A 24,968-nucleotide genomic window follows, 5' to 3' on the forward strand; every position below is an offset into this window, starting at 1 on the left:
TATCATTCCTATTTTTCTATATTTACCGATACATTTTCATCACTGAAAGTATTCTTTGCATTTTTTGACCAGATGGTTGCTAATATCGGTCCTGCAATGTTATGCCATACTGCTGCTAATACACTTGGGAGTGCGGCAGCTGGTCCAAAATGTGCTGTTGCTAGCGCAACACCTAATCCTGAATTTTGCATTCCTACTTCTATTGAAATAGCTCTTCTTGTCCCTTCGTCTAGTCCAAGTACGAACGCTGTTATATATCCGAGTAAAAAGCCAAATGCATTATGGAGCATAACTGCGATAAAGATAAGAAGACCTGAAGAAGTAATGCTACTTACATTCGCTGAAACCACCGCTGAAACTATAATGATAATTGCTACAACTGATATTAAAGGAATAACAGTCATTCCTTTCGTAACAGTTGTAGGGAAAAACTTCTTCACTACTAATCCTAAAATAATAGGTATGATAATGACTTGTACGATAGAAAGAAACATAGAAATAGCATTCACTGGCATCCATTGTCCCGCAAGTAATAATAAAATAAGAGGTGTAGCAATTGGTGCTAGTAACGTTGATAATGACGTCATTGCAATAGACAACGCTAAGTTCCCTTTTGCTAAATAAACCATAACATTTGATGCAGTGCCACCCGGTACTGAACCGAGCAACACTAATCCAGCTGCTAATTCAGCTGGCAGATTCATAACGTAGGCTAGTACGTATGCGACAAGTGGCATAATAATAAACTGAGCACATACACCGATAATAACTGGCAATGGTTTTGTAGCTATGATTTTGAAATCAACAGCCTTTAATGTTAATCCCATCCCAAACATGACAACTCCGAGTAAAATCGTTATGTAACTAGTTAACCCGAGAAATGGTCCAGGAATGAAATATGCAATAGCTGCAATACAAATAACCCAAAATGCAAAATACTTTCCAGCTATATTACTTATCGCTTCTAGTACTTTCACCCCATCATCCCCTATCCTTCAACTGAAAAACTTTATTCGGATTCAAAATATTTTGCGGATCGAGAGCTTTTTTTATTTTTTTCATTACGAGTAATGCCGCCCCATGTTCTTCTTCTTGATACTTCCGTTTTCCGATTCCAACGCCATGTTCTCCCGTACACGTTCCCCCTCGTTTAAGAGCATATAAAACGATACTTTCATTTATTTCGTCCGCCTTTTCCACTTCTTCTTTATCGTTTGGATCAACCATTAAGAGCACGTGGAAATTCCCATCTCCTACATGACCAAGAATACCACCAACAAGGCCAACCTTATCTAATGTCTCTTTCGCATGTTGAATTGCCCCAGCCAATTCTGAAATTGGTACACATACGTCTGTACTCATAAGCTTTTTACCAGGATAACTATGAACGTAAGCGTATGCTAGGTTATGCCGTGCATCCCATAATTTATTTCTCGCTGCAGTTTCCGTTTCAAAAGCAACTTCTTTACATGTATGATCAAAAACAATTTCCTTCGTAAATTCAATATCTTGCTTTAGCCCTGCTTCATTACCGTGAAACTCTAAAAACAGTGTAGGCTCTTCTCTGTAACTTGTTTCATTATAATGATTTACTTGTTTCATAGATAATTCATCTACAAGTTCAATTCTTGCAATTGGAATACCCGCTTGTAGTATATTAATAACAGCTTCTACTGCATTATTTATAGTTGGAAACGATGCTCTCGCAGCCATAACATGTTCTGGTATGCCGTATACTTTTAATGTTAACTCTGTAAAGCATCCAAGCGTACCTTCTGATCCTACGAAAACACCATTTAAATGATAACCTGATGATGACTTCGCTGCTAAATTTCCAGTATGTATTACTTCCCCATCAGCAAGAACGACTTCTAAATCACGAACTTGATCACGCATTACCCCATACTTAACTGCTGTCGTTCCGCTCGCATTTGTGGCAGCCATTCCACCTAACGTTGCATCTGCACCTGGGTCTACACTAAAAAACAATCCATACTTTTTTAATTCTTTATTAAGCTGAGAGCGAGTCACTCCTGGCTGTACTCTTACAAGGAAATCTTTCTCTCTTATTTCGAGTATTTTATTCATAAGCGAAAAGTCCATTGTAATTCCTTTTTCATATGGAATAACATGTCCCTCTAAACTAGAACCTACCCCAAAAGGAACGACAGGTTTTCCATGCTCACTCGCTACTTTCATTATTCTACTAACCTCTTCGGTCGTTTTCGGAAAAACAACTACATCAGGTAAACTACTAGTATGATAAGATTCATCTTTACTATGTAACTCTCTTACTGTCGTATTCACAACTACTCGATCTTCGGGAAGTACACCCTTTAGTTCATTTACTAAACGTTCTACTGTTATCTCCATCGTACACACTCCTACTTTCTATAAATTAGAATTACAAAATATGTTAAGGGTTTTATACATAATAATCCGAAAAATTAAATAATTCAAGTTTTACATATACAAAATTCATTTCTTACTTTCGAATAAACAAAAAGAACTTGCAGCAATTGCTGCAAGTTCTTTTCTATAAAACTATATTTTAAACGACTTCTTTATTAACAACATAAACCAAACTAAAGTAACTGCCATTAACGAATGGGAAAATCCTACAATATAAGTTAACCCTTTAAAGTCCGCTCCATTTAGCTGAAGCAGCCCTCTCGCTGCCAATGAACCTAACATTAAAATTAATGCAATATTATGTAAAACAAACCACTTATTAAAACTTTTCGCTTCATGAAACGCGAATACTTTTGCTAATCCTAAAGCAATTAAAAAGAAGAAAAAGCCGAGTACAAGTGTATGTGTATGCAAAAGATTTAACAAAGTAGAGCCTACAATCCCCTTATACTTTCCATACTCCCTAGCGAAAATCCCTGATAATAAACCGATAATCAAATACGTAAACGATGCATTATATAATTTCTTCATTATGTACCTCCTTGAGTAGAATTTGTAGTGTGTCATATTTAGTAATAATGATAGTTATATAGTAAAAACTCCTAGTTACCTAGGAGTCATTGTATAAGTATCTCACTCTTTACAATCAATTCTAATTATAAAATATCCCTTTATACAAAACAAACGAACTTTATGTGAACAAGTAGAGCATAATTAAAATATGTTGCACTTTTGTATTTCGCAACCCATACTAATTGTTATAACTATTAAAGGTGGTGCAATGGATTGATAGTTCTTGAAACTGAACGACTCGTTCTTCGCTGGTTTGATATAAAAGACGCCCCATTTATTCTAGAATTAGTAAACGATCCTGCATGGATTCAGTTTATTGGTGATAAAAGGATTAAAAACTTAGACGATGCAAAAAAATACATCTTAAACGGACCAGTTGATATGTATAATAAAATGGGCTTTGGTCTTTACTTAGTAGAGCGAAAAGAAGATTTCACTCCACTTGGTATGTGCGGACTTATTAAAAGAGATTCATTAGAAGATGTTGATATCGGCTTTGCCTTTTTAGAGAAATTCCGTTCAAAGGGATATGGTTTTGAATCCGCTTCTGCTGTAATAGACTACGGTGTACAGAACCTAGGTATGAAACGAATTGTAGCCATTACTACTATTGATAACATCAATTCAGGAAAGCTTTTAGAAAAAGTAGGATTGCAGTTCGAAGAGATCATTTCAGACTCAGGGGAAGATTTAAAATTATTCGGCTATAACGCATAAAAAGGTTCGCCATTCATGGCGAACCTTTTTTACTAATTTTATAATAATATGTTACGTTACATGATAGTTCGCGTTAGTTCTTGTAATTTCCAATACCCCTTTCATATCACATTTTTGGTACTTTATAGAAATGACTCTTCCGCTTATAAATTTATTATATTAATATAATAAATAAAGGGAGTGAGAATAAATGGAACAACATGATATTAATTCTTTAGAACAACCACTTTTTTTCTAATTCTTCAATTCATTGCATTTATATTAATCATTTTTATCTTATAGGGGTCCTGCCGCATGCCCATCAAGCTAATATTTTGAGTACCCCCACAACAAAAATTTTATCTCTCCACAGTTAGTTGTCTATGAGAATTCAGTTCGTTTTTTATTTTGGGATATTTGCTTTTCTTAGCTTGATGGGTGTGGGATCACCATATTATTTGAGAGTGTACATATCCCTTGTTGTTTTTATTATGGATAGGATTAGGCTATTTAGTATGTTTCTCTACATCTAAACTACTATAATGGTTGTTTTATAAATTAACAACATTGCAAAATTAACCAAGTATTTTCGAAGTTTTTTTGTAATAAGTCTTCTTTTTTTATCCAAAAATATAGTCTACCAGAATCTCCCCAATACATTTCCAAATCATCATTGGTATCAATTTGTAAAAGTAACATCCAATCATGAGGGCTACCAGGCAAACGTTTTATCTCTTTATCTGAAGGATACGCATTTCCTAAATAAAATCCATTTGTAACAAGATGACACTCTTCAGCCATTTCTTCTGATTGTATAGCTTGTGCTGAACCGAGTAAATGATGAAATCCATCGTTCTCTTCTCTGACATATGATTCTTCTATTTCTTCGTAAAAATCCCATTCATCATCATCTGATAAACCTGTTTCTCCAATTTTTTCTTTTGCCAATGTCCATGTTTCTTCAAATGAAATTAATGAAGAAGGGAATATTTCCGTTGTGATTTCTCTTCGTTTTAGATTTTCTATATTTTCTGTATACAGAACACGATGTCCTCCAATATCTTTTGGGTCAAACCCCCATGGTTCTTCTTCTACATCATAAAAGAAATACAACATGCCCTTCGTAGGCAGTGGATTTCCTTTGTGATAGGATTGTACTTCCTCTAAATTCAGTTGTCCAATAAAATATAGAGGCATGTCATTTTGGGTTGGAATCTCTAATTCATCAGGTAAATCAGGAAAACCTCCGAATTTTGATGTTCCCACTGCTATTTTTTCATCAGCTTCTTGGCATAAGTGTATTTGAATCGTTGGTTCAAGTGTATCTAACATGCGCTTCTCTAGATGTACGATACCATACTTTTTGAGCACATTTTGTAGCATTTTTTTCATTATGTATCACCTCATTCTTATTGTACAACAACAAAGTTTTAATTCATCTTCAAAAAAGAAAAATAATAATATCGTTGATAATATTTAAAAAGAGATTCAGGTGCATCGTTATCAAGCTAAGATAAATTTGTATCCATATAATCAAAAGAACGCTATTCTTTTTGTAGAAATATACAGAAAGGATGGCGTTTTTAATGAACCCTATCATTTCAAATGAATTGAATCTTTTCGCACAAGAGCTACAATACTTTTTATCTCCAATAGTCCTACAAGATATCGCTAAACAAGTTGGTTTTGTACAGCGATCTAGTAAGTATCAAGCAAACGAACTCATTGCCCTTTGCGTATGGCTCAGTCAAGAAATCGCTAGCACATCACTTACACAATTGTGCAGTCAGTTAGAAGCTTCAACTGTAGTACTGATGAGCTCAGAAGGATTGAATCAACGCTTTAATTCAGCAGCTGTCGCATTTCTTCGAGAAGTTTTTACTTCTCTTCTCACACAAAAACTCTGTTCAAATCACTCGCTTTCCGCACACATGATCTCTACTTTCAATCGTATCCGTATTTTAGATGCGACAGTGTTTCAACTGCCTGATCATTTCGCCACTAACTATCAAGGTTCAGGTGGGAGTAGTAATACGGCAGGCGTGAAAATCCAATTGGAATATGATTTACTTAGTGGTCAATTTCTTAACGTGCAGCTTGGACCAGGAAAGAATAATGATAAAACATACGGTACCATCTGCCTTGAAACCGTAGAGGCGGACGATTTGTGTTTACGTGATCTTGGTTACTTCGATTTAGGAGACTTACAAACTATTCATGATAAAGGAGCTTACTATATCTCGCGGTTGAAGCTGAATACACGGATTTATATCAAGAACCATGAATCAGAATACTTCAACAACGGCACGTTAAAAAAGCAAACAGAATACATCCAGCTTGATATGACACAAATGATGTCGGGTCTAATCCCTGGTGAAACGATAGAAATTCCCGAGGCCATACATTGGCCAAAATCAGAAACTTCCAGCACGTGTCATTATCCATCGTTTAACCGATGATCAAACGCAAACACGCCTGAAAAACCAAGCGATACGTGAAAAGAAAAAAGGCATTGTCATGAAGGATAAAAGTAAACGTTTAATGGGTATGAATGTATATATCACGAACACGTCTCTAGAAGGAGTACCAACGAACTACGTGCACTCACTGTATTCACTTCGTTGGCAGATTGAAATTTTGTTTAAAACGTGGAAGTCATTTTTTGAAATTGATGAATGTAAAAATATTAAAAGAGAACGCCTAGAGTGCCATTTATATGGACAACTCATCGGCATTCTCCTCTGTTCTTCTACGATGTTTCAAATGCGACAGTTTCTGCTTGAAAAAACAAAGCAGGAGCTGAGTGAATACAAAGCGATTTATATGATTAAAGATTACTTTCCGTTACTGTTTCAAGCGATATCCATTGGCACAGAAGAACTTTTGAAAATTTTGCATCGTCTCTATCTACTGCTCAAAAAGAACGGTCGTAAATGTCATCGGTATAAGAAAATGACCATCTTTGATATTCTAGGGATTGTGTATAAAACGACGGTGAAGCATAGACAAGCTGCCTAGCGAAAAAATCAGATTTTAATAGGCTTCTTTAGTATGCCTACTTTTCTATCAATTGTTAGTTTTGAACCAAGGATCGTTCCATATCGAGTAAGTTACTTGGTTAGCTTGATGGGCATGGGGTGGGACCCCTTTATGAGTTATTAGAAAAATAATTGTCTATATAAGTCTTTATTTTTTCAAAATTCTTTTCCATAAATAAGATTGCTGGTACTTCAATTATTGGAAGATTATTTTCATTATCAAAAGCTGGACACGGTTTGGGAACTACCAAATAGTCAACTGAGTTTTTATCCCTAATATAATTAATTGAAACATCATAATACTCAGAAAAATATCCCTTCAAATCATCCTGTTTCCTTAAAAATGGTAGAGAAAATATTGAACCATAATTTATACCAGCGTCGACAATTAATACAAAGCATATTTTTTTCATGATACACCCTCCTCGTATAATAAGTTTTAAGTTAATAACTGTTCCTTGAAAATTAAATAGTTTTTATCTTCAAGAGCTACATCAAAAAAATGATGTATGGGTAAAATTTAGTCTTGGATAAGGTAACACTGATAAAAACAGGTTTCCTTTTTCTTTATATTCAATTAAATTATATCATTATTTTACATAAATTGGAGGGATATATATGATAGATTATAGAATATTTTCAAGAGAAAACTATTCAAATAAGATTGGAGAGCTTGTAACAATGCTTGAACATACAAGAGATGTTACATTGAGCGAAATAACCAAAGTGATTTAGATTTCTTACCAAACGGTAGTTCAAACACTATTGGTTCTCTCTTATCACATATTGCAGCGATGGAGTTTGTTCATCAAGTTATCTCGTTTGAAAAAAGAGATTTAACTGAAAGTGAATATCTAAAGTGGCGAATTTCTTTAGAACTTGGAGACAAAGCAAGGGAAGGAATAAAAAAGCAATCTTTAGATTATTATTTGAATGAATTATCACAAGTTAGAGAAAATACACTAACATATCTGAAATCAAAACAAGATAGCTGGTTATTCGAGGAAAACAAGTGGGATAATGGTGTGCCTTATAATAATTAATACTTGTGGTTTCACGTTATGGAAGACGAAATTAATCATCGTGGACAAATAAGAACAATTAAGCGATAGATGGGAATGAATAAATAAATCTTATTCACCCAAAGGGTGCTTTACTTGAGAAAGTCACTAGAAGAGTCAAATGATAACTATGAACTGCCCCCAATTGCTAGGTTTTGTTTAACAATTGGGGGCAGTTCATTTATAGCGCATAGGTAATCAGCTTTTTGTTAATCATGAGGTAGATATTTTTAACTAAAAAACCAATAATGGAAATATATTACATCTTATGACCCGTTTTTACACGTATCTCGGCTGAACCCCTGATAGGCTTTATGTTCATAAAGATTATCAAGGGAAAGGTATAGCTTCAGCTCTTGTTGATATGCTTGAGTTAGAGGCAAAAAGATTAAACTTTTTAGAGATTATCACAGAGGCCAGTATTACTGCCAAGCCATTCTTTAAACACAAAGGGTACCAAGTAATCTGTTCACAAATTATAGAACGTAAGGGCATTAAATTAACTAATTATCGAATGGCTAAAAAGATAATAGCATAATTTCGCTCTACTACTAGCTATATACTCTATAAGGGCATCCATATTTTGAAACCACAATTTATACCAAAGTAGCTGTTTGGCCCCAGGTTAAGAAAACAACTATAAATTCATCACTAAGCTAAAAACCGATTTCCTTAGCGTACAGGAAATCGGTTTTTTCTTTGCTAGAAGTTGCTTAGCGTATAATTTCCGCGTTTTGTCGGCAGGACCCCATGCCCATCAAGCTAACTAAATAAATTACTAGGTACGAATTGATCCTTGTTTCAAAACTGGCAAGTGATAAAAAAGTAGGCATGCTAAAGAAGCCTATTAAAACGCGATTTTTTCGCTAGGCAGCTTGTCTATTCTTCACTGTCGTTTTATACACAATCCCTAGAATATCAAAGACGGTCATCTTCTTATACCGATGACATTTACGACCGTTCTTTTTGAGCAGTTGATAAAGAGAATGCAGAATTTTTAAAAGTTCTTCTGTGCCAACGGCTATCGCTTGAAACAGTAATGGAAAGTAATCTTTAATCATATAAATTGCTTTATATTCACTCAGCTCTTGCTTTTTCTTTTCAAACAGAAACTGACGCATTTGAAACATCGTAGAAGAACAGAGGAGAATGCCGATGAGTTGTCCATATAAATGGCACTCTAGGCGTTCTCTTTTTATATTTTGACATTCATCAATTTCAAAGAATGACTTCCACGTCTTAAACAAAATTTCAATCTGCCAACGAAGTGAATATAATGAATGCACGTAGTTCGTCGGTACTTCTTCTAACGACGTATTCGTGATATATACATTCATACCCATTAAACGTTTACTTTTATCCTTCATGACAATGCCTTTCTTCTTTTCACGTATCGCTTGGTTTTTCAGACGTGTTTGTGTTTGATCATCGGTTAAACGATGGATAATGACACGTGCTGGAAGTTTCTGATTTTGGCCAATGTATGCCTTGGGGATTTCCATCGTTTCACCAGGGATTAGACCAGTCAGCATTTGTGTCATATCAAGCTGGATGTATTCTGTTTGCTTTTTTAACGTACCATTGTTGAAGTATTCTGGTTCAGGGTTCTTGATATAAATGCGTGTATTCAACTTCAACCGCGAGATATAGTAAGCCTCTTTATCATGAATGGCTTGTAAGTCTCCTAAATCGAAGTAACCAAGATCACGTAAACACAAATCGCCTGCTTCTACGGTTTTAAGACAGATGGTACCATATGTTTTATCATTATTTTTTCCTGGTCCAAGCTGCACGTTAAGGAATTGACCATTAAGTAAATCATATTCCAATTGGATTTTCACGCCTGCCTTATTACTACTCCCACCTGAACCTTGATAGTCAGTGGCGAATTGATCCGGCAGTTGAAACACTGTTGCATCTAGAATACGGATACGATTGAAAGTAGAGATTATATGTGCAGAAAGTGAGTGATTTGAACAGAGTTTTTGTGTGAGAAGAGAAGTAAAAACTTCTCGAAGAAATGCGACAGCTGCTGGATTAAAGCGTTGATTCAGTCCTTCTGGACTTATGAGTGTAGCTGTATTTGCATAAAGCTGACTACATAATTGAGTGAGAGAATCACTTGCTACGTGTTGACTAATCCAAATACATAAAGCGGCCAAATCTCGTGCGCCATACTTACTTTTACGTTTTACGAAACCCGTCTCCTGTGCGACCTGTTGAAGGATACTTGGAGATAGGAATCTCTGTAGTTCTTCAGCGAATAAATGAAACTCATCTTGAATCGATAGATTCATACAAAAACGCCATCCTTTCTGTATATTTCTACAAAAAGAATAGCGTTTTTTACTTTTTATGGATACAATTTTTTAGCTTGATGGCGATGGGGTACCTTCAAGATCTTAAGCTTGATGGACATTTGGTCCCAACCCATATAGTATAAGACTGCCCTCATTTTGAGCAAAAGCAATAATGGTTTAAAATAAGGTATGAGACAAAGTTAATAAATAAATCGGAGGATGAAATGTATAAATTATTGATTGTTGAAGATGAAATGAATATAGCATATACGCTAAAAAAACATCTTAAAAAATATGGATATCATTGCCTCATTGTAGAAGATTTTCAAAAGGTATTAGAAATTTTTCAAGACTTTCAACCCCACCTTGTCATAATGGATGTTACCCTTCCTGCTTTTGATGGTTATTATTGGTCCCGTAAAATAAGACAAATATCAAATTGTCCTATTGTGATTCTCTCTGCTCGTATGAGTGAGGCAGATCAAGTGTATGGCATTGAAAATGGGGCTGATGATTTTATTACTAAGCCATTTTTATTAGGAGTGATACTTGCAAAAATTAATGGACAAATTCGTCGTATATATGGCGAATATGCAAGAAATGTACAGGGGAAAATTATAAAAATAGGAAATACAGCTTTAAACCTGGACACTGTACGATTATGCACACCTAATCAGGAGGAGCTATTAACAATAAAAGAACTCCAGCTATGTACAATGTTCTTTGAAGCGTATCCTAATGTTGTAACAAGACAGCAACTACTTACAGCCATTTGGGATGAGGAAGAATTTGTTGAGGAAAATACATTAACAGTAAATATTGCAAGAGTACGAAAGAAATTAGAAGCCATTCATTCTACTTTAGAAATTAAAACTATACGAGGAATTGGCTATCAATTAACGGAGAAACTCACATGAAGTTATTTTTAAAAGACCATATGAGCTTTATTATTTTGTATATCATTACATTTATTAGCTTACCAATTATGATTCATCGATTAGATGGTTTTGAAAATCATTATACCTATTTTATATTTCTAGCCTTCTCTCTATTAATCATACTACTTTTTTGTCGTTATTTACGCCGTAAAAAAATGTATGCACATATTGAGAACAAGAGCATCCATACGGACAGTCTTATGATTTATCAGCCAATAGCTTCATACGAAAAAGCATACGCAGCTCAGTTGCAATATATTCAATCCTTATTTCTATCAAAAGAAGAGGAATATAAGAGTTCATTACATAATCAGCAATTAATGATTTCTCATGCTGTCCATCAAATGAAAACGCCACTTTCTGTCATTCAACTGCTTATACAATCTAATCAGTTTAAGGAACCAAATTCCCTTGCAGAATGGCAAAAAGTAAAAGTTGAGTGCGATAAACTAAACTTCTCTTTAAATCAGTTACTAACGTATAGTCGCTCTACTAAATTATTAGCAGATTTAAAAATAGAACCAATTCCGTTAAAACATATTGTGCAGGAAGTTATTAATGATTTAAAGGATTATTTTATTGAGGAAGAAATCTTTCCTAAGAGCACTATACCGGAGCATATATTTCTCTATTCAGATCGTAAATGGCTAAAGGTTGTGGTTTACCAGTTATTAAGTAACGCTGTTAAATATGGAGAAAAATACTCATCCATTATAATCCACTATGAAAATGGGCAGTTACTTATTAAAAATAAAGGAGAAACGATACCTGAAAGTGAAATAAAACGTGTTTTTGAATTATTTTACACGGGAACGAAAGGACGTACAAAAGGAGAAGCAACTGGTATCGGTCTCTATTTAGTAAAAAGTATTCTTACTACATTAAATCATCCATACCATCTATATTCTAAAGATAATGAAACAATATTTACAATAGACCTCTCAAGAAGTATAGAAACGGCTACCAAATAAGGTAGCCGTTTTGAATGTGACAATTTTGTCATATTGCTGTCATGTTGAAAGATGTTAAGAAGTAAAAGGCCCATCTATAATCAAATACTGAAAGATACAAAGGAGTGAGGTACTGATGTCAAACACCATTTTAAATGTAAAAGAGCTTCAAAAAGTATATACAGGAGAAATTTCCTATCAGGCATTGAAAGGTATTGATTTTAATTTAAACATGAATGAGTTTGTTGCGGTAATGGGGCCTTCTGGTAGTGGAAAAACAACTTTTCTTAACTGCATTTCAACAATCGATAGCCCAACTAATGGCTCAGTAACAATTAATTCAAAAAATCCTTATGAATTAAATGATAATGAACTAGCGAAGTTTCGTCGCAAAGAATTAGGGTTTGTCTTTCAAGACTTTAACCTTGTTCATACCTTAACAGTAGAGGAAAATATTTTATTACCTTTGGTACTTGATTCTGTAGAAGCTAAGGAAATGAGCAAACGTTTAGAGAAAGTTGCAATTTTTTTAGGTATTAAAGAAATTTTAAAGAAACGTACATTTGAAATTTCAGGTGGACAGAAACAGCGTGTGGCAATTGCTCGAGCTGTTATTCATGAACCAGGGTTATTATTAGCTGATGAACCAACTGGAAACCTAGATTCTAAAGCGGTAAATGATGTTATGACATTGTTTGAGTCAATTAACAAGACCTTTAACACAGCTATTTTAATGGTGACACATGATGCCTATGTTGCTAGTTTTGCACATCGCGTAATCTTTATAAAAGACGGTATTCTTTATAATGAGGTGCATCGAGGCAATAATAAACAGAAGTTTTATCAAGAAATTATGGACACACTTACATTTTTAGGTGGTGGACAGCATGAGTTTTAATCATATTGTCCTTCAAAACATTTTGCGCGATAAATGGACATATATTTCTTATTTTTTAAGCAGTGTATTTTCCATTTTGATATTTTTCTTATTTTCGATTGTAGCATTTCATCCTATGTTAGCAAGCATTCAAACAGGAAGCACACTTAGCCTTGTAATGATACTCACGAGCTTTATTGTGTATATTTTTTCATTCGTTTTCATCATTTATTCGATGTTTTCATTTTTGAAAAAGAAAACCAAAAGTCTTGGCATTTTTATGATTACTGGAGCATCTATGAAGCAAGTGCGTAGGATGGTGTTCAGAGAAAATATGCTTATTGCTAGTGTAGCAATTATAAAAGCGATTGTGCTTGGGCTTGTAATCGCCCCGTTGTTTTTAATGGTCACCAAAAGGGTGTTACAAGTGAATAGCTTTGGTATGTATATACCAATACAGGCTATCGCATTAACTATTATTTTATTTGCAATTTTATTCTGTATCGTTTCTAAATTTATAACACGTTTTATTAACAAAGAAGAAGCTGTACATCTGTTAAAAGCAGATGTAACACAGGAAAAATTAATTGTGCCTGCACCATGGAAGTTGTTACTATCAGTAATTACCAGCGTATTCTTAGCACTATCGCTCATATTAGAAATGAATTGGGTTGAATCATCTGGAACCATCCATTACATTTTACTATTTGTTAGTTCGCTATTAGCCATATATTTCATTATCACGCAGGGAATGTTTGTATCAATTCATGTATTACAAAAACGACCGTCGTATTACAAAAAAACAAATATGCTTTACGTTTCGAACATAAAGGCCAAAGGTCGCTCACATTCCCAACTTATCTATTTATTAACAGTCTTGTTGCTAGGTGTATTTTTATGTACAAATGTACTGTACAGTTCCTATTACAATATAAATACGAGAGCAGAATCAATAGATCCGTACAGCTTTGAATATATCTCACTCTCAGGTAATACACCTGAAGTTGAAAAGAAAGATATTTCATTTATTGAAAATGCATTAGCAAAACAAGGTGAATACGATGCATATTATTCTGCATTTAAAACAGATAAAAATCATAATATTGGCTTTATGTCAGTTTCAAATTATAATGCCCTTGGTTTTCATAAGACAATTTCACTAAAGGATGATGAATACTATGTTGCAGCAGGAAATAACTATGCTCTTCCAAATATAGAATTTATTCGTGACTACCCGTTTGGAAAACTTAAATATGCGGGCCTTGAGAAACGAAATATTTTAACTTCAGGTTTCCAAAAAATGTACTATATCGTCCCAGATGTTGTTTATGAAACTATTGACTATCCTGTATTTAAAGTATTTACTTATGAAATTGATAATTGGACAGAAAAACTCGACTTATCCGAAACGATTCTTTCCAAAATTTCAACAATACCAAATGAGCGCCTAATTTCTTCTAAAATTAATTTTTACGAGATTGAAAAAACTACAGTGAGTCTTCTATTCTTTATCGGTTTCATGTTGAGCCTTATCTTCTTGAGCGCGGCAATGAGTATTCTTTATTTCTATCTGCAAACGTCATTTGAAGAAGAAAAAGAAAAATATACAGGAATCCGAAAACTTGGCTTTTCTGTGAAAGAATTAGTTGCTGTTGTGACTAAGGAGTTGGCAACTTTAATTTTTGTACCGTTTACACTTGCATCTATTCTTCTATGTGGAATAATGCTTGCAATGCGTAACCATTTTTCATCAGCACTTTATGGAGTCACAGCAATAGGCGTAGGAATATTTTTATTGCTATTTGTTATAAGCTTTTTCATCATTCGACGAAGTTATTTGAAAAAACTTATGAATTAACAATGCATGTTTTTAATAATATAGGTGCTTGATCTAAAAATAACATAGAAATTATACCTGAAATTATACTTTTCAAGGGGTTCTTTTCATGAAAAAGAACCCCTTGGATAAATAAGAGATGCTCTTACTATAGAAACTTTATATAAGTATATCGTTGATGTAAGAAACAATATAGTTTTCCTAGAGGACTAATAGTATTTGAGTAATATATAAATTGGAGGTTTTATATTTTATGAAGTTAAATGCTTTTCAATTAAAGATTTTTGCAATGATTCTTATGGTCATTGATCATGTATATACTTACATTCCAGGTATGCCAATGTGGATGCATCATCCAGGGCGTATTGTAGCACCCATTTTCTTCTATTTTGTAGTGGAAGGATTTTTCTATACACGAAATCGTACAAAGTATGCTACACGTGTATTTATGTGGGCAGCGATTATGTTTGCTGGTTCAGCGATTATTCAATATATCTTCCCGACAGAGGCTGGATTATTAAATAATATTTTCTTATCACTTGGGCTTGGGATAGTATTATTATGTGCCATTGATTATACGAAACGTACAAAAAACTATTTACTCGGAATCCCAACTGCAATTATTGTGGGTACATTAGGAATGTTTACAGAAGCAAGTTTCATGGGCGTCATCATGACATTAATCTTCTATTTCTTTAGAGAAAAGAAAATGTGGTTAATTATCACATATGTATTACTTTCATTAATGGAAGTCCCAACGTTACTTATGGCGGGAGAGATTTTCACAGACATGGGTTTATTTGGTTTTAACAACCAATGGATGATGGTATTCGCATTACCATTCTTCTTTTTATACAACGGCGAACGTGGTGTGAATAATGCATTTACAAAATATATGTTTTATATTTTCTATCCGGTCCACTTATGGATTATCTATACAATTGGATATTTTATGAGTAAATAAAGATAAAAATAATAAATTTATAAGTTTCTAAATGAAGTTGTAGGGAATGAACCTTACAGAAAGTTTTTATTGGATTCAAATTTTTCTTAGAGTACAAAATTCGCATTTTGTTGGTACTACTTCATCACTATCAAGCTAACAAAACTAAATTTCCTTAATATGAAAAAATACGCTATTCTTTCTGTAGAATCATAGGAAAGGATGGCGTTTTTTAAATTTTATAGATACTTTGTGGTAGCCTCAAGTAGGAGGATTTAGCACAGGCAAACAATAATATCTTTTGTTTAGAAAGGAGAATGTTTTTTGAAATACACAATTAATGATTGATGGTTTTATTTCTAGGCCATCCTTACCAAAAATATTGTTCATCAATATAAAAACAGATGAAGATACTGTGGATAAAGTTTTTAATCAAATAGGGGTTGATAGTAATAAACTTAAGGGATTATTTATTGCACATACATATTATGATCATGCGTTTGATTTAGTTTATATAGCTAAACGAACTGGAACACATGTATATGGTTCAGAATCAGCAATTAACATAGGTATTGGTGGTAATATAAATACGAACCAGATGTCTGTATATGAAGTAAATAAGACTATGAAGTTTGGTGATTTTACTGTTACTGTCCTTCCATCGAAACATTCACCAACCTTTGATGAAGGAGAAAAAATAAAAAAAGACACTTAAACAACCTGCTAAAGCACTAGATTATCATGAAGACTCTTCTTATGATTACTTGATTACACATAATAATAAAACTTTCCTTGTTAAACCAAGTGCTAACTATATAGAAGGAGCATTAGATGATATTCGAGCTGATGTCTTGTTTTTAGGAATAGGGGTATTAGGAAAGCAGGAAAGTACTTTCCAAAATACGTATTACGAGCAATCTGTACGAAAAGTACAACCGAAGCTTGTTATTCCAATACATTGGGACGATTTCAACAAACCATTGACAGATACTCTTGAAGCAATGCCTAAATATGCGGACAATACCCAAAATGGATTAGATTTTATAATTCAAAGGACAAAAGCAGATAAAATTGATTTTCAAATACTTCAAGGTTTTAAAAGTATTTACTTCTAAAAAAGGGATCCACCACACCTCTATCAAGTTAAGAAACATAAAAAACGATAATAATGAACTTCCGCGCTAAAAAAGCCACAAAATTTTCGTTTAGGGGGCAATCTGTTCTGTTAGCTTGATGGGGATGCGGCAGGACCCCTTATATGGAATCTTGTATAATGTCGTACTGAATTTAAGTATGCCTAAATGGACTGCACATATGGTAGCTACGATACTTTCCCTTGGTATTGCCTATCAAACTTTTATAAATTTCATTTAAATTTTTTTATTATGCGTAACAAAAAGGTCGCCACTCACGGCGACCTTTTTACTATTTCACTTCTACCGTATAATTCCCTGTTCCCCCGCCATACTGATACACATGTAAATAATATTTTCCTGGATACGTGTAGTAACTTCCTACTAACTTATTTCCTTCTTGCTGGGCATACGTAACATAATTATTTAAATCCGCTTCTGAATAAAGAACCCAGTTTACTCCGATATTATTTTCCTTCGTTACATTAATTTGTAGGTTTTTCGCCGTTTCGATATTAATTTCAAAGTAATCACTCGTATCACCATTTCCTAAACTAGCACGTAAAACTTGATTTAATTGCAGTTTATTTGCTGTTTGGAATGAATTATTCGGCTCTTTTTCTACACTGTTATCTTCTTTCTTTTGAACCGTTACATTCGTTGTAACAGTATTCGTTAATCCTTTGTCGTCTGTTACTGTCAATTTTGCCGTGTACGTTCCTTCTGTTGTATACACGTGAGTTGGATTTTGTTCATTGCTTACAGTACCATCACCAAACTCCCATTTATAAGCAACAATTTTTCCATCTTCATCTTTTGATCCATCGCTTTTAAACGATATTGCTGCATTTACATTTCCGCTATATGGACCATTTATAATCGCAACTGGTGCTTTATTCACAGCACCTTCTTCTGTATTCATACCATGGAACACAATATCATATTCAAATTGCCCTGATGCATTCACACGATAATTCACAAAGTAAGCTGTTACTGTTTTGTAGCCTGTCCATTCTTTTGCACTTAAACGTTTTAACGTATCATTTACGTTTTGTGTAATTGTTTTCCAGTCTTCATATTCCCCTTTTGCAGTAGTACCTGTATACGTTCCTTGCAGTGTAAATGTATTAAAGAACTGTGATTTATTTTTCTTAACTGATACATTACTTAATTTTGCTTCTGCTGTAATTTCTGCCGCAATATCTGAAACTGGTTTTGGTACGTGAGTTGCTAAATAATCATCTGATACTAATGGAACATTAAATTTCTCACGGTTATCGACTAACATTTGCATATAATCTTGATACTCTTTATTTAAATTCGCATCTTTACTTAAAGTAGAACGGTATGCATCATATGCTGTTACATCATTTTTTCTAATAAGATCATGAACTTTGTCAAACATATCATATCTCTTATTGTACATATACGATTGTAAAGCGAAGGAATAATTATAGAAATCCCACGTTCCATACTTTGCATTTAACGTTCGCTCTGCCGTATAACGTTCTGCTGGATTTGAAGATATTCCTCCTATAATGCTCTTTCTCGGTACAACATTATCCGTTCTCGTTGCCCCCGCAAAAAACTCCGCATTCCCTTCTTCAAACCAAGATAATCTCTCATTCTCATACATCTTACCTTGTCCCCAAAGCCCTGGTACTTCATATCTACCTTGTAAGTAATGAGTAAACTCATGTCGGAACAATTCTTCTAAACTATAAATACTTTCTTCTGGCGTACGTTCATAAGTAAAGAACGTACCTGTTCCTTCTATATAAAGGCCACCGTTATTCGTTTCATATCCGTACAATTGACGATTAAATTGATATTCAGCTGGACTATTATAAATAACCATCGTTAATACATCATCAGGATTTCCTTTTTCTAAAGGTTGATCACTTTCAACTGTACGATGGAATTGTGCCTTTACTTCTTTTGCCGCCCAATATAGACGTTTTACTTTTTCTTCTGTCACTTTATCTCCAGCCTTTAAAACAATTGCCCCATCATCAAACGTATACGTTTTCGGCAAATACTTTTTCTTCCCGTCTTCTCGTATTTGATCTAAATTAACAACATTTCCATTTGCATCTTTCCCGCCATAATTCGTCGCGATTTGCTCAGCCGCTACGAAATATTGCTCTCCTAAATACGGATACATTTTCATCGCGTCTGTTACAACTTGCAATCCTTTCGTTCCTGTACTATGGAACGTACCAAGTCTACCTGTATAATAAATACCATTATTAATTAACCAACCATTCTTCTCTGTCACCGTTCCAATTAAAGCAAAACGACTTAATTCATTAATATAGCTATCAATTTTTTGGTACCATACTGTATCTTTCGGTGCTTTTCTCGTATCGTACAAATACGATTGAATGTCGTAATCAACACCTTGCATAATATCGTAAATCGCATTTCCAGCTGAAAGATTGTCTACCAATGTAGAAAAATTATCGTTATATTGTTTAAAAATCTTTGCAGCTGATGTTATCGTTTCCACATCACTCGAAGCATTTCCTATTAATTTTCCGTATGATGATACAACTCTATTTTGTTCTAACGTACCGAGTTTGAAATTCGGGTTATTCGCAATCGTTTTTAATGCAGGTAAGCATTTATCATGATAGCTCCGCTCATTTAGTTTACTTAATTCTGTATGATAAAATCCTAAATAAAACCCTGAACGTAATACTTCTACTAAAGTCTCAATCCCTTTGGAGTCATCTTTCGTATAAACTTGTCCTTGCTGCTTCAATTTATCAATAATTGCCTGCATCCTACTATCATTTTGATAGAATGCAAGACTATCCTTATTAAATTGAAATAGACCCGTAATTTGCTCCCAATCAATTGTTACAAGTAAATCTACTAACTGCTGATTGCTTAATTGATTTAGTTCAGCAATTGTATAAGTTTTCGCTGCAGCTAATTGCTTACTTTCTTTTTTTACTTCAGGTGGTCTTTGCGACAAATCAGCAAATTGTAGCCTTTTCTCAAAAGACTTATTTTCAAGCACTTTTGATGAATGAGCTAATTCTTGCACTGGCAGTTGCACACCAACTGGTTCCATTTTTAGCACATTCCGATAAGAAACTTGCTCTCCCTTTTTACTTTCTGCCAATGTGCTCCCTTGAAAACTCCCTAACATTAAACTAGCAAAACTTACCCCTACTAACACTTTTTTTGAATAGCCTTTCATGCTCTCCCCTACCTTACATTTTTTAGTGTCCCGCACCATTATTTTACTATTCTTACTTTTTATTCTGTATTGAGAAAAAATAAGGGAACGTTCACACATGTATCCATGCCTAGCAAAATTAACACTTGACTTTATGTGAATTTTATATCAAAAAAAGATAGATAATAGCGAAATGTCTGCTATATCTACCCTCGTTTTCAACGCTATGATTTTAACTTTATAAACGTAACTTCCGGTAATGTTTGCATATGCTGAATAAATTCATTCTTTTCTTCTGACGATATATTTTTCAGCTGCATTCCTACCTTATATACTATTTCTGCGCCTTGCTGTGAAGTCTCCACTTCATATGAAAGTATTGGAATGTCTTTCATATGAAGTATTTCTAATATTTGCTGTACCGCCTCATGTTTATTTATACACATTTGCACTGTTATATTTTGCGGAAATAAAAATTGCACCTTAAAAATACGGCTCACAATCTCTAAACCAATTAAAACTAGAATCGTCGCTCCAATGCCTACTACATACATGCCAGCGCCAATTGCTAATCCAATTCCTGCTGTAGCCCATAAACCAGCCGCTGTCGTTAACCCTTTCACCGCCTGTTTTTGAATAATAATTGTACCTGCACCTAAAAAACCTAATCCACTAACCACTTGCGCTGCAATACGGCTCGGATCAAGAGCCGTATGTTCTTCATTCATAATATCTGAAAAGGCATATTTTGAAACGACCATTATTAAAGCACTCCCTACCGCTACGAGGAAATGAGTCTTTAATCCCGCCTCTTTTGATCGAATTTCCCTTTCAATACCGATTATTGCTCCTAACAAACCCGCAACACCGATTCGTATAATCAAATCAAAATTTACACTCACGAGCCCTTCCCCCTTTCATTCATTATAGATAGATAAAACAAAAATTATCACACACATCCATTTATCGATATAAAAACATTTTATTAAAATATACTTAATATCCTAGGTGATTTATGTTAATATTTTCAATATTAACATAAATAGAATTCAGCCCACTTTTTATACGAAAAACCATAAACTTTACTTTCCATTTAAAAACGGGATATGGATTGCATAAAATGAGGTTGAGAAATTTTAGAAAACGCTTTCATTTTGTATCGTAATTTTTTATAAATACTACATAAATAAAGGAGCTTACTAACAATGAACGTCTCTTTACTTACACCTACTACCGATTTACAAGAAGAATACTTAGATTTTTATAAAGAATGGAAAGATAGCGGTGAAACAATGATTCCGTGGGTTATCTCAAAAGACCCCTCTAATTTCACGGCAATGATTCAAGAACTTCACGATGCGCATAACGGAATAAACCTCCCTGAATCTTGGGTACCAGACTCTACGTATTGGCTCGTTACAGATGAAAATAAAATTGTAGGAGCTGTTAATATACGTCATAGTTTAACCGAGCATTTATTTAACGCTGGAGGTCATATCGGTTATGGCATTCGCCCTTCTGAAAGAAGAAAAGGTTATGCTACGAAGTTATTAGAATTATCGCTAGAAAAAACGAAGGAATTAAACATCGAGAAAGTACTTGTCGTTTGTGACGAAGTGAATACAGGATCAGAAAAAACAATTTTACATAACAGCGGGCTTCGTGATGATGATTTCATCGAGGAAGATGGAAATGTAGTAAGAAGATTTTGGATTAAGCTATGAAAAAGTCATCCGATAAAAATAATCTTGTTATAGAGAAATATAGTAGAAGTAATGAGCTAAAAGTAAAACAACTTATTGATTTATACAATGAAGACTCTTATCTATTTAATTTATTACGAGATAATAAAACAAAATGTGCATATGTTGCCTACTATAAAAAAGATGTAGTAGGCACCTTTCTCACCTGGAATAATAACTTCCATCCATACTGCACATACTTTCGAATATATACGAACCCTTTCTATTCAGTGCTACACATAGAACAAATTTTTTTAACCGAGATTCTAAAACGAGAAAACTTCAAATTACCATTACAAACCTCTATATGGGAAACATCGGCTCATTTAAAAGCCTATTATGAAGAACATAATTTTACGGAAATCCGAAGAACATATATGCCGATATTAGACGTACGAAAAATCATAGCTATCGATACAATGCGTCATTCAAATTATCATGTACAAACCTTATCAAACATCGAGTCTAATAATAGCTTCTTTGAAAATCTAGCTCACTTAGTAAAAACGAATTATGAGGATACTCACTTAGCAAATCCCGTTGCCTCATACCCGCTCGAAACTTGGAAAGAACAGATCTTAACTGATGATGTGTTACTAGATGGGAGCTTTGTAATGATAGATGAAGAAAATAAAATTATTGCGTACTCTTTCCTCCATACATCAGAAAGAGATAATACGGTAGAACTAGGATGGTGTGGGACTCACACTACAGAAAATTTATCCTTACTGAAACTTCTCGTTTTCAAACAATCTATGTATGCAAGTGAACATGGTTATTCTTTCATTCAAGGTGAATTCGATTCAACGAGTATATATGCAATGGAGATATTAAAATCCTTTCCTTTCAATCCTTGTGCTACTTGGATTACGTATCAAAAAGAAGTCGGAAAGTGATTATACACCTTCCGACTTCTTTTATGCTGTCTCTATTTCAAACTGCACTGTAATACCACTAGGATCTACTACTGTAAATCCGTTTGTACTTTCGTTTACTTTATGTTGTTTTTCTATTAATCTTTCTTTCACTTCATCTAACGCTTCTTTATGCGGTAATACAATTGTATATACCTTAAGTCCAGTTGCATACGCTGGTGGATGTGGATTATTTACTCCGTTCCACGTATTTGCACCTATATGGTGATGATATCCTCCTGCAGAAATGAATAAGCAGTCATCTTCACGCTGTTGCACTTCAAATCCTACTGTCTCTACATAAAACTCGTGTGACTTCTCTACATCCGCTATTCGTAAATGTACGTGCCCAACGACAGTATTAGCAGGCAATCCATCAACCTCATAATCAACGAGCGTTGCCAGTTCTTTTAAATCTAGCGGCGTACTTCCTCCTGGTCCTTCTCCCCATTGATCACGCGGGCGGTCTGCATAAATTTCTATACCATTCCCCTCTAAATCTTGTAAATAAAACGCTTCGCTATATGTATGATCACTTGCACTATTAAACCTTGAGATCGGTAAAATTTCATTTGAATATGTATAACGTCCTTCTTGCTCATCCGGACTATCAATTACATTCTTATTACGAATCACCCCAAATAATGCCGAAGCAAAAGCCTCACGAGTTGGAACTAAAAAAGCTACATGATATATACCAGTCGTACGCGGCTCTTGCAATACCCCGTCCTCTAATTTTTCAAGAACAAGTAACGTGTTCTTTCCACCTTTTCCTGATAAATATGCTTTATTCTCCTCACGCTGAATTACTTTTAAGCCTACTACATTCTCATAAAAAGCAATTTGGCGCTCTAAATTTTGCACTTTAAATTCAACATGACCAATACGTGTTTTCGGATGAATTTGTACCATGAATAACTCCATCTCCTTATCCTTATATATTTCCAATACATATAACCGTTACTATGAAGGATACAACTAAAATCACCCTATGTAAATAAGAAAAGTCAGAATTTATAATCTTTTTTATTTCCATAATAAAAAAGCCCCCTCTTCTAACTTTCAGAAAAGGTGACTTTACGAAACAGTCTACTATTATTCTTATCTCATTTTATGTACTTCAGCAACTAACTTTCCACCTTGAATGCCCATATAAAGTTTCACAGGTGCATCATTCGTGTTTTCAAACACTAAGTCTAAGTATGGATACGCAATTGTAGCATCTCTTCCTTGTGGAACATAACCTACCGTTTTAGAATGTGTCGTTCTCTCTACCATTTTCAAACCAGCTTGATCTGCTGCATTGTATAATGTTGATGATGTTTGACAAACACCACCGCCGTATCCATCTACTAATTTACCATCTACAATTTCTTTTCCTAGTTGATATCCTTTATCTGGCGTTGTATCACCAATTAATGCATTGAAAGAGAAACTGTCTCCTTTTGCTAATACAACTCCATTTATGCCCGCTGCTGACAAGCGAATATTCTCAATACGGCCACCTGCTGAGCCACCTAAATTCGTTTCATATCTACCAATTACCGTACCACTTCCTTGCGCATCACTTAATGTTGCGATAGGCTTTTTCTCAACAATAGGTAATTGATATGAAGAGTCCCACATACCAACGTTTAATAATTTATCTACTAATTCTTTTTCCATTAACTCATAAGCAGGTTTTCCTTCTTGCCAACTTCCATCAGGTGCTACGCGTGAAGGAACCATCTTTTTATCAACGCTTTTCCCAACCTCACTAGCAACCTTCGTTACCGATTTTTTAAATTTTGCTTCATCTTCAAAATAACCTAGACTCGATAAATCTAGTTTTTTCACTTCCGTACCAGTACGACCATCTACTAAACTAATAGAATCCTGCACCTCTGCTTTAGCCTCTACCGTGTGGCCACCAATGTCACTTACTAATGCAACATCACTTACTTTTGCACCACAACCACTCACTATAGCTACACATAACACCCCAACTAATATACCCTTTACTTTACGGAACAATATACTCTCCCCTTTTTCCCAATATTACTTTTATGTATTATTTCATTTTTATGTATGTTTTGTTACAATCATTTTACAATATATTTATAAAATGTTACAAGTTATTTTTCACTCTATATAAATTACTCTTTTCTTTTCTAAATGTCTATACATATTTACATAAAAGTTGGAGTTCGATAGAATTGTAACCTTTATGTAACCTCACCTTTTTATCCAGTATATACCATAAAACGAAAGAAATACAAATGTAAAACTCCATATTCTTATTTATAAAGAAACACCTTGTGAACATAAATAGGTATTTGCCGTGCCACACTCCGCTTTCACACATACATTATGGTGAATTAACCTATT

At 34.2% G+C, this 24,968-nt stretch carries 18 protein-coding genes and 4 pseudogenes; 12 read left to right on the forward strand and 10 right to left on the reverse strand.

Annotated elements, in window-relative coordinates:
• Positions 1–8: 8 nt before the first annotated feature.
• The 3 genes from DN392_RS13285 to DN392_RS13295 form a co-directional block, all read right to left on the reverse strand.
• Positions 9–977, reverse strand: coding sequence for a bile acid:sodium symporter family protein (locus DN392_RS13285; RefSeq protein ID WP_000865830.1), 969 nt, complete (start codon positions 975–977; stop codon positions 9–11).
• A gap of 4 nt (positions 978–981) precedes the next feature.
• Positions 982–2,373 (reverse strand): FAD-binding oxidoreductase, encoded by a 1,392-nt coding sequence (locus DN392_RS13290; RefSeq protein WP_000406953.1) that lies wholly within the window; start codon positions 2,371–2,373, stop codon positions 982–984.
• Between the two features lie 171 nt (positions 2,374–2,544).
• Positions 2,545–2,943 carry a DUF2871 family protein gene (locus DN392_RS13295; RefSeq protein WP_000737899.1) on the reverse strand — a complete coding sequence of 133 codons (399 nt, stop codon included), beginning with the start codon at positions 2,941–2,943 and terminating at the stop codon, positions 2,545–2,547.
• A gap of 255 nt (positions 2,944–3,198) precedes the next feature.
• On the opposite strand from DN392_RS13295, the gene DN392_RS13300 reads away from it, so the two are divergent.
• On the forward strand, positions 3,199–3,702 hold the full coding sequence (locus tag DN392_RS13300) for a GNAT family N-acetyltransferase (RefSeq protein WP_061672829.1): 504 nt from the start codon (positions 3,199–3,201) through the stop codon (positions 3,700–3,702).
• A 537-nt stretch (positions 3,703–4,239) separates the two neighbouring features.
• On the opposite strand, the gene DN392_RS13305 is transcribed toward DN392_RS13300, so the two are convergent.
• Positions 4,240–5,073 (reverse strand): YwqG family protein, encoded by an 834-nt coding sequence (locus DN392_RS13305; RefSeq protein ID WP_061672830.1) that lies wholly within the window; start codon positions 5,071–5,073, stop codon positions 4,240–4,242.
• A gap of 194 nt (positions 5,074–5,267) precedes the next feature.
• Here DN392_RS13305 and DN392_RS13310 point away from each other — a divergent pair.
• Positions 5,268–6,699: pseudogene (locus tag DN392_RS13310) on the forward strand (IS4 family transposase).
• A gap of 130 nt (positions 6,700–6,829) precedes the next feature.
• Here the strand turns inward: DN392_RS13310 and DN392_RS13315 are convergent.
• Positions 6,830–7,132, reverse strand: coding sequence for a hypothetical protein (locus tag DN392_RS13315; protein WP_000717601.1), 303 nt, complete (start codon positions 7,130–7,132; stop codon positions 6,830–6,832).
• 205 nt (positions 7,133–7,337) lie between these two features.
• On the opposite strand from DN392_RS13315, the pseudogene DN392_RS13320 reads away from it, so the two are divergent.
• Both DN392_RS13320 and DN392_RS13325 read left to right on the forward strand, forming a co-directional pair.
• Positions 7,338–7,831, forward strand: a pseudogene (locus tag DN392_RS13320) (DinB family protein).
• A gap of 253 nt (positions 7,832–8,084) precedes the next feature.
• Positions 8,085–8,318: pseudogene (locus DN392_RS13325) on the forward strand (GNAT family N-acetyltransferase); the annotation flags it as partial.
• Positions 8,319–8,646: 328 nt separating this feature from the next.
• Here the strand turns inward: DN392_RS13325 and DN392_RS13330 are convergent.
• Entirely contained in the window at positions 8,647–10,077 is a 1,431-nt protein-coding gene (locus DN392_RS13330) for an IS4 family transposase (protein ID WP_064056699.1), read from the reverse strand.
• Positions 10,078–10,304: 227 nt separating this feature from the next.
• Here DN392_RS13330 and DN392_RS13335 point away from each other — a divergent pair, with 227 nt between their 5' ends.
• The 6 genes and pseudogenes from DN392_RS13335 to DN392_RS31190 form a co-directional block, all read left to right on the forward strand.
• The gene (locus DN392_RS13335; RefSeq protein WP_000277460.1) at positions 10,305–10,997 is read left to right on the forward strand and encodes a response regulator transcription factor; all 693 of its coding nucleotides are present in this window, start codon (positions 10,305–10,307) and stop codon (positions 10,995–10,997) included.
• Entirely contained in the window at positions 10,994–11,989 is a 996-nt protein-coding gene (locus tag DN392_RS13340; RefSeq protein ID WP_000765295.1) for a sensor histidine kinase, read from the forward strand. The genes DN392_RS13335 and DN392_RS13340 overlap by 4 nt, the downstream gene beginning before the upstream one ends.
• 115 nt (positions 11,990–12,104) lie before the next feature.
• Positions 12,105–12,866 (forward strand): ABC transporter ATP-binding protein, encoded by a 762-nt coding sequence (locus DN392_RS13345; RefSeq protein ID WP_000072383.1) that lies wholly within the window; start codon positions 12,105–12,107, stop codon positions 12,864–12,866.
• Entirely contained in the window at positions 12,856–14,703 is a 1,848-nt protein-coding gene (locus tag DN392_RS13350) for an FtsX-like permease family protein (RefSeq protein WP_000009437.1), read from the forward strand. The genes DN392_RS13345 and DN392_RS13350 overlap by 11 nt, the downstream gene beginning before the upstream one ends.
• A gap of 232 nt (positions 14,704–14,935) precedes the next feature.
• Complete coding sequence (locus tag DN392_RS13355; RefSeq protein WP_048565930.1) at positions 14,936–15,646, forward strand: TraX family protein; 711 nt, start codon at positions 14,936–14,938, stop codon at positions 15,644–15,646.
• 307 nt (positions 15,647–15,953) lie between these two features.
• Positions 15,954–16,740, forward strand: a pseudogene (locus DN392_RS31190) (MBL fold metallo-hydrolase); the annotation flags it as partial.
• A gap of 310 nt (positions 16,741–17,050) precedes the next feature.
• On the opposite strand, the gene colA reads toward DN392_RS31190, so the two are convergent.
• Together colA and DN392_RS13370 are read right to left on the reverse strand one after the other, a co-directional pair.
• Positions 17,051–19,966, reverse strand: coding sequence for a collagenase ColA (colA, locus tag DN392_RS13365; protein ID WP_000679574.1), 2,916 nt, complete (start codon positions 19,964–19,966; stop codon positions 17,051–17,053).
• A 203-nt stretch (positions 19,967–20,169) separates the two neighbouring features.
• A complete protein-coding gene (locus DN392_RS13370; RefSeq protein ID WP_088321560.1) occupies positions 20,170–20,847 on the reverse strand; it encodes an MgtC/SapB family protein in 678 nt (225 codons plus the stop codon).
• A gap of 303 nt (positions 20,848–21,150) precedes the next feature.
• Between DN392_RS13370 and DN392_RS13375 the strand changes: the two genes are divergently transcribed.
• Together DN392_RS13375 and DN392_RS13380 are read left to right on the forward strand one after the other, a co-directional pair.
• Complete coding sequence (locus DN392_RS13375) at positions 21,151–21,669, forward strand: GNAT family N-acetyltransferase (RefSeq protein WP_088321561.1); 519 nt, start codon at positions 21,151–21,153, stop codon at positions 21,667–21,669.
• Positions 21,666–22,583, forward strand: a complete 918-nt coding sequence (locus DN392_RS13380; protein WP_000749722.1) for a hypothetical protein — start codon at positions 21,666–21,668, stop codon at positions 22,581–22,583. The genes DN392_RS13375 and DN392_RS13380 overlap by 4 nt, the downstream gene beginning before the upstream one ends.
• A 21-nt stretch (positions 22,584–22,604) precedes the next feature.
• Here DN392_RS13380 and DN392_RS13385 read toward each other — a convergent pair whose 3' ends face one another.
• A complete protein-coding gene (locus tag DN392_RS13385) occupies positions 22,605–23,513 on the reverse strand; it encodes a VOC family protein (protein ID WP_000249892.1) in 909 nt (302 codons plus the stop codon).
• Between the two features lie 189 nt (positions 23,514–23,702).
• The gene (locus DN392_RS13390) at positions 23,703–24,614 is read right to left on the reverse strand and encodes a VanW family protein (protein ID WP_000488975.1); all 912 of its coding nucleotides are present in this window, start codon (positions 24,612–24,614) and stop codon (positions 23,703–23,705) included.
• Positions 24,615–24,968 lie beyond the last annotated feature (354 nt).

Source organism: Bacillus sp. BB51/4 (assembly GCF_008368845.1).
Taxonomy (GTDB): domain Bacteria; phylum Bacillota; class Bacilli; order Bacillales; family Bacillaceae_G; genus Bacillus_A; species Bacillus_A wiedmannii.

Bases quoted from the DNA above. Each gene is read 5' to 3' on its own strand.
- DN392_RS13290 (WP_000406953.1), bottom strand. From the start codon at position 2,373: ATGGAGATAACAGTAGAACGTTTAGTAAATGAACTAAAGGGTGTACTT.
- DN392_RS13295 (WP_000737899.1), bottom strand. From the start codon at position 2,943: ATGAAGAAATTATATAATGCATCGTTTACGTATTTGATTATCGGTTTA.
- DN392_RS13305 (WP_061672830.1), bottom strand. From the start codon at position 5,073: ATGAAAAAAATGCTACAAAATGTGCTCAAAAAGTATGGTATCGTACAT.
- DN392_RS13315 (WP_000717601.1), bottom strand. From the start codon at position 7,132: ATGAAAAAAATATGCTTTGTATTAATTGTCGACGCTGGTATAAATTAT.
- DN392_RS13330 (WP_064056699.1), bottom strand. From the start codon at position 10,077: ATGAATCTATCGATTCAAGATGAGTTTCATTTATTCGCTGAAGAACTA.
- DN392_RS13335 (WP_000277460.1), top strand. From the start codon at position 10,305: ATGTATAAATTATTGATTGTTGAAGATGAAATGAATATAGCATATACG.
- DN392_RS13340 (WP_000765295.1), top strand. From the start codon at position 10,994: ATGAAGTTATTTTTAAAAGACCATATGAGCTTTATTATTTTGTATATC.
- DN392_RS13345 (WP_000072383.1), top strand. From the start codon at position 12,105: ATGTCAAACACCATTTTAAATGTAAAAGAGCTTCAAAAAGTATATACA.
- DN392_RS13350 (WP_000009437.1), top strand. From the start codon at position 12,856: ATGAGTTTTAATCATATTGTCCTTCAAAACATTTTGCGCGATAAATGG.
- DN392_RS13355 (WP_048565930.1), top strand. From the start codon at position 14,936: ATGAAGTTAAATGCTTTTCAATTAAAGATTTTTGCAATGATTCTTATG.
- colA (WP_000679574.1), bottom strand. From the start codon at position 19,966: ATGAAAGGCTATTCAAAAAAAGTGTTAGTAGGGGTAAGTTTTGCTAGT.
- DN392_RS13375 (WP_088321561.1), top strand. From the start codon at position 21,151: ATGAACGTCTCTTTACTTACACCTACTACCGATTTACAAGAAGAATAC.
- DN392_RS13380 (WP_000749722.1), top strand. From the start codon at position 21,666: ATGAAAAAGTCATCCGATAAAAATAATCTTGTTATAGAGAAATATAGT.
- DN392_RS13385 (WP_000249892.1), bottom strand. From the start codon at position 23,513: ATGGTACAAATTCATCCGAAAACACGTATTGGTCATGTTGAATTTAAA.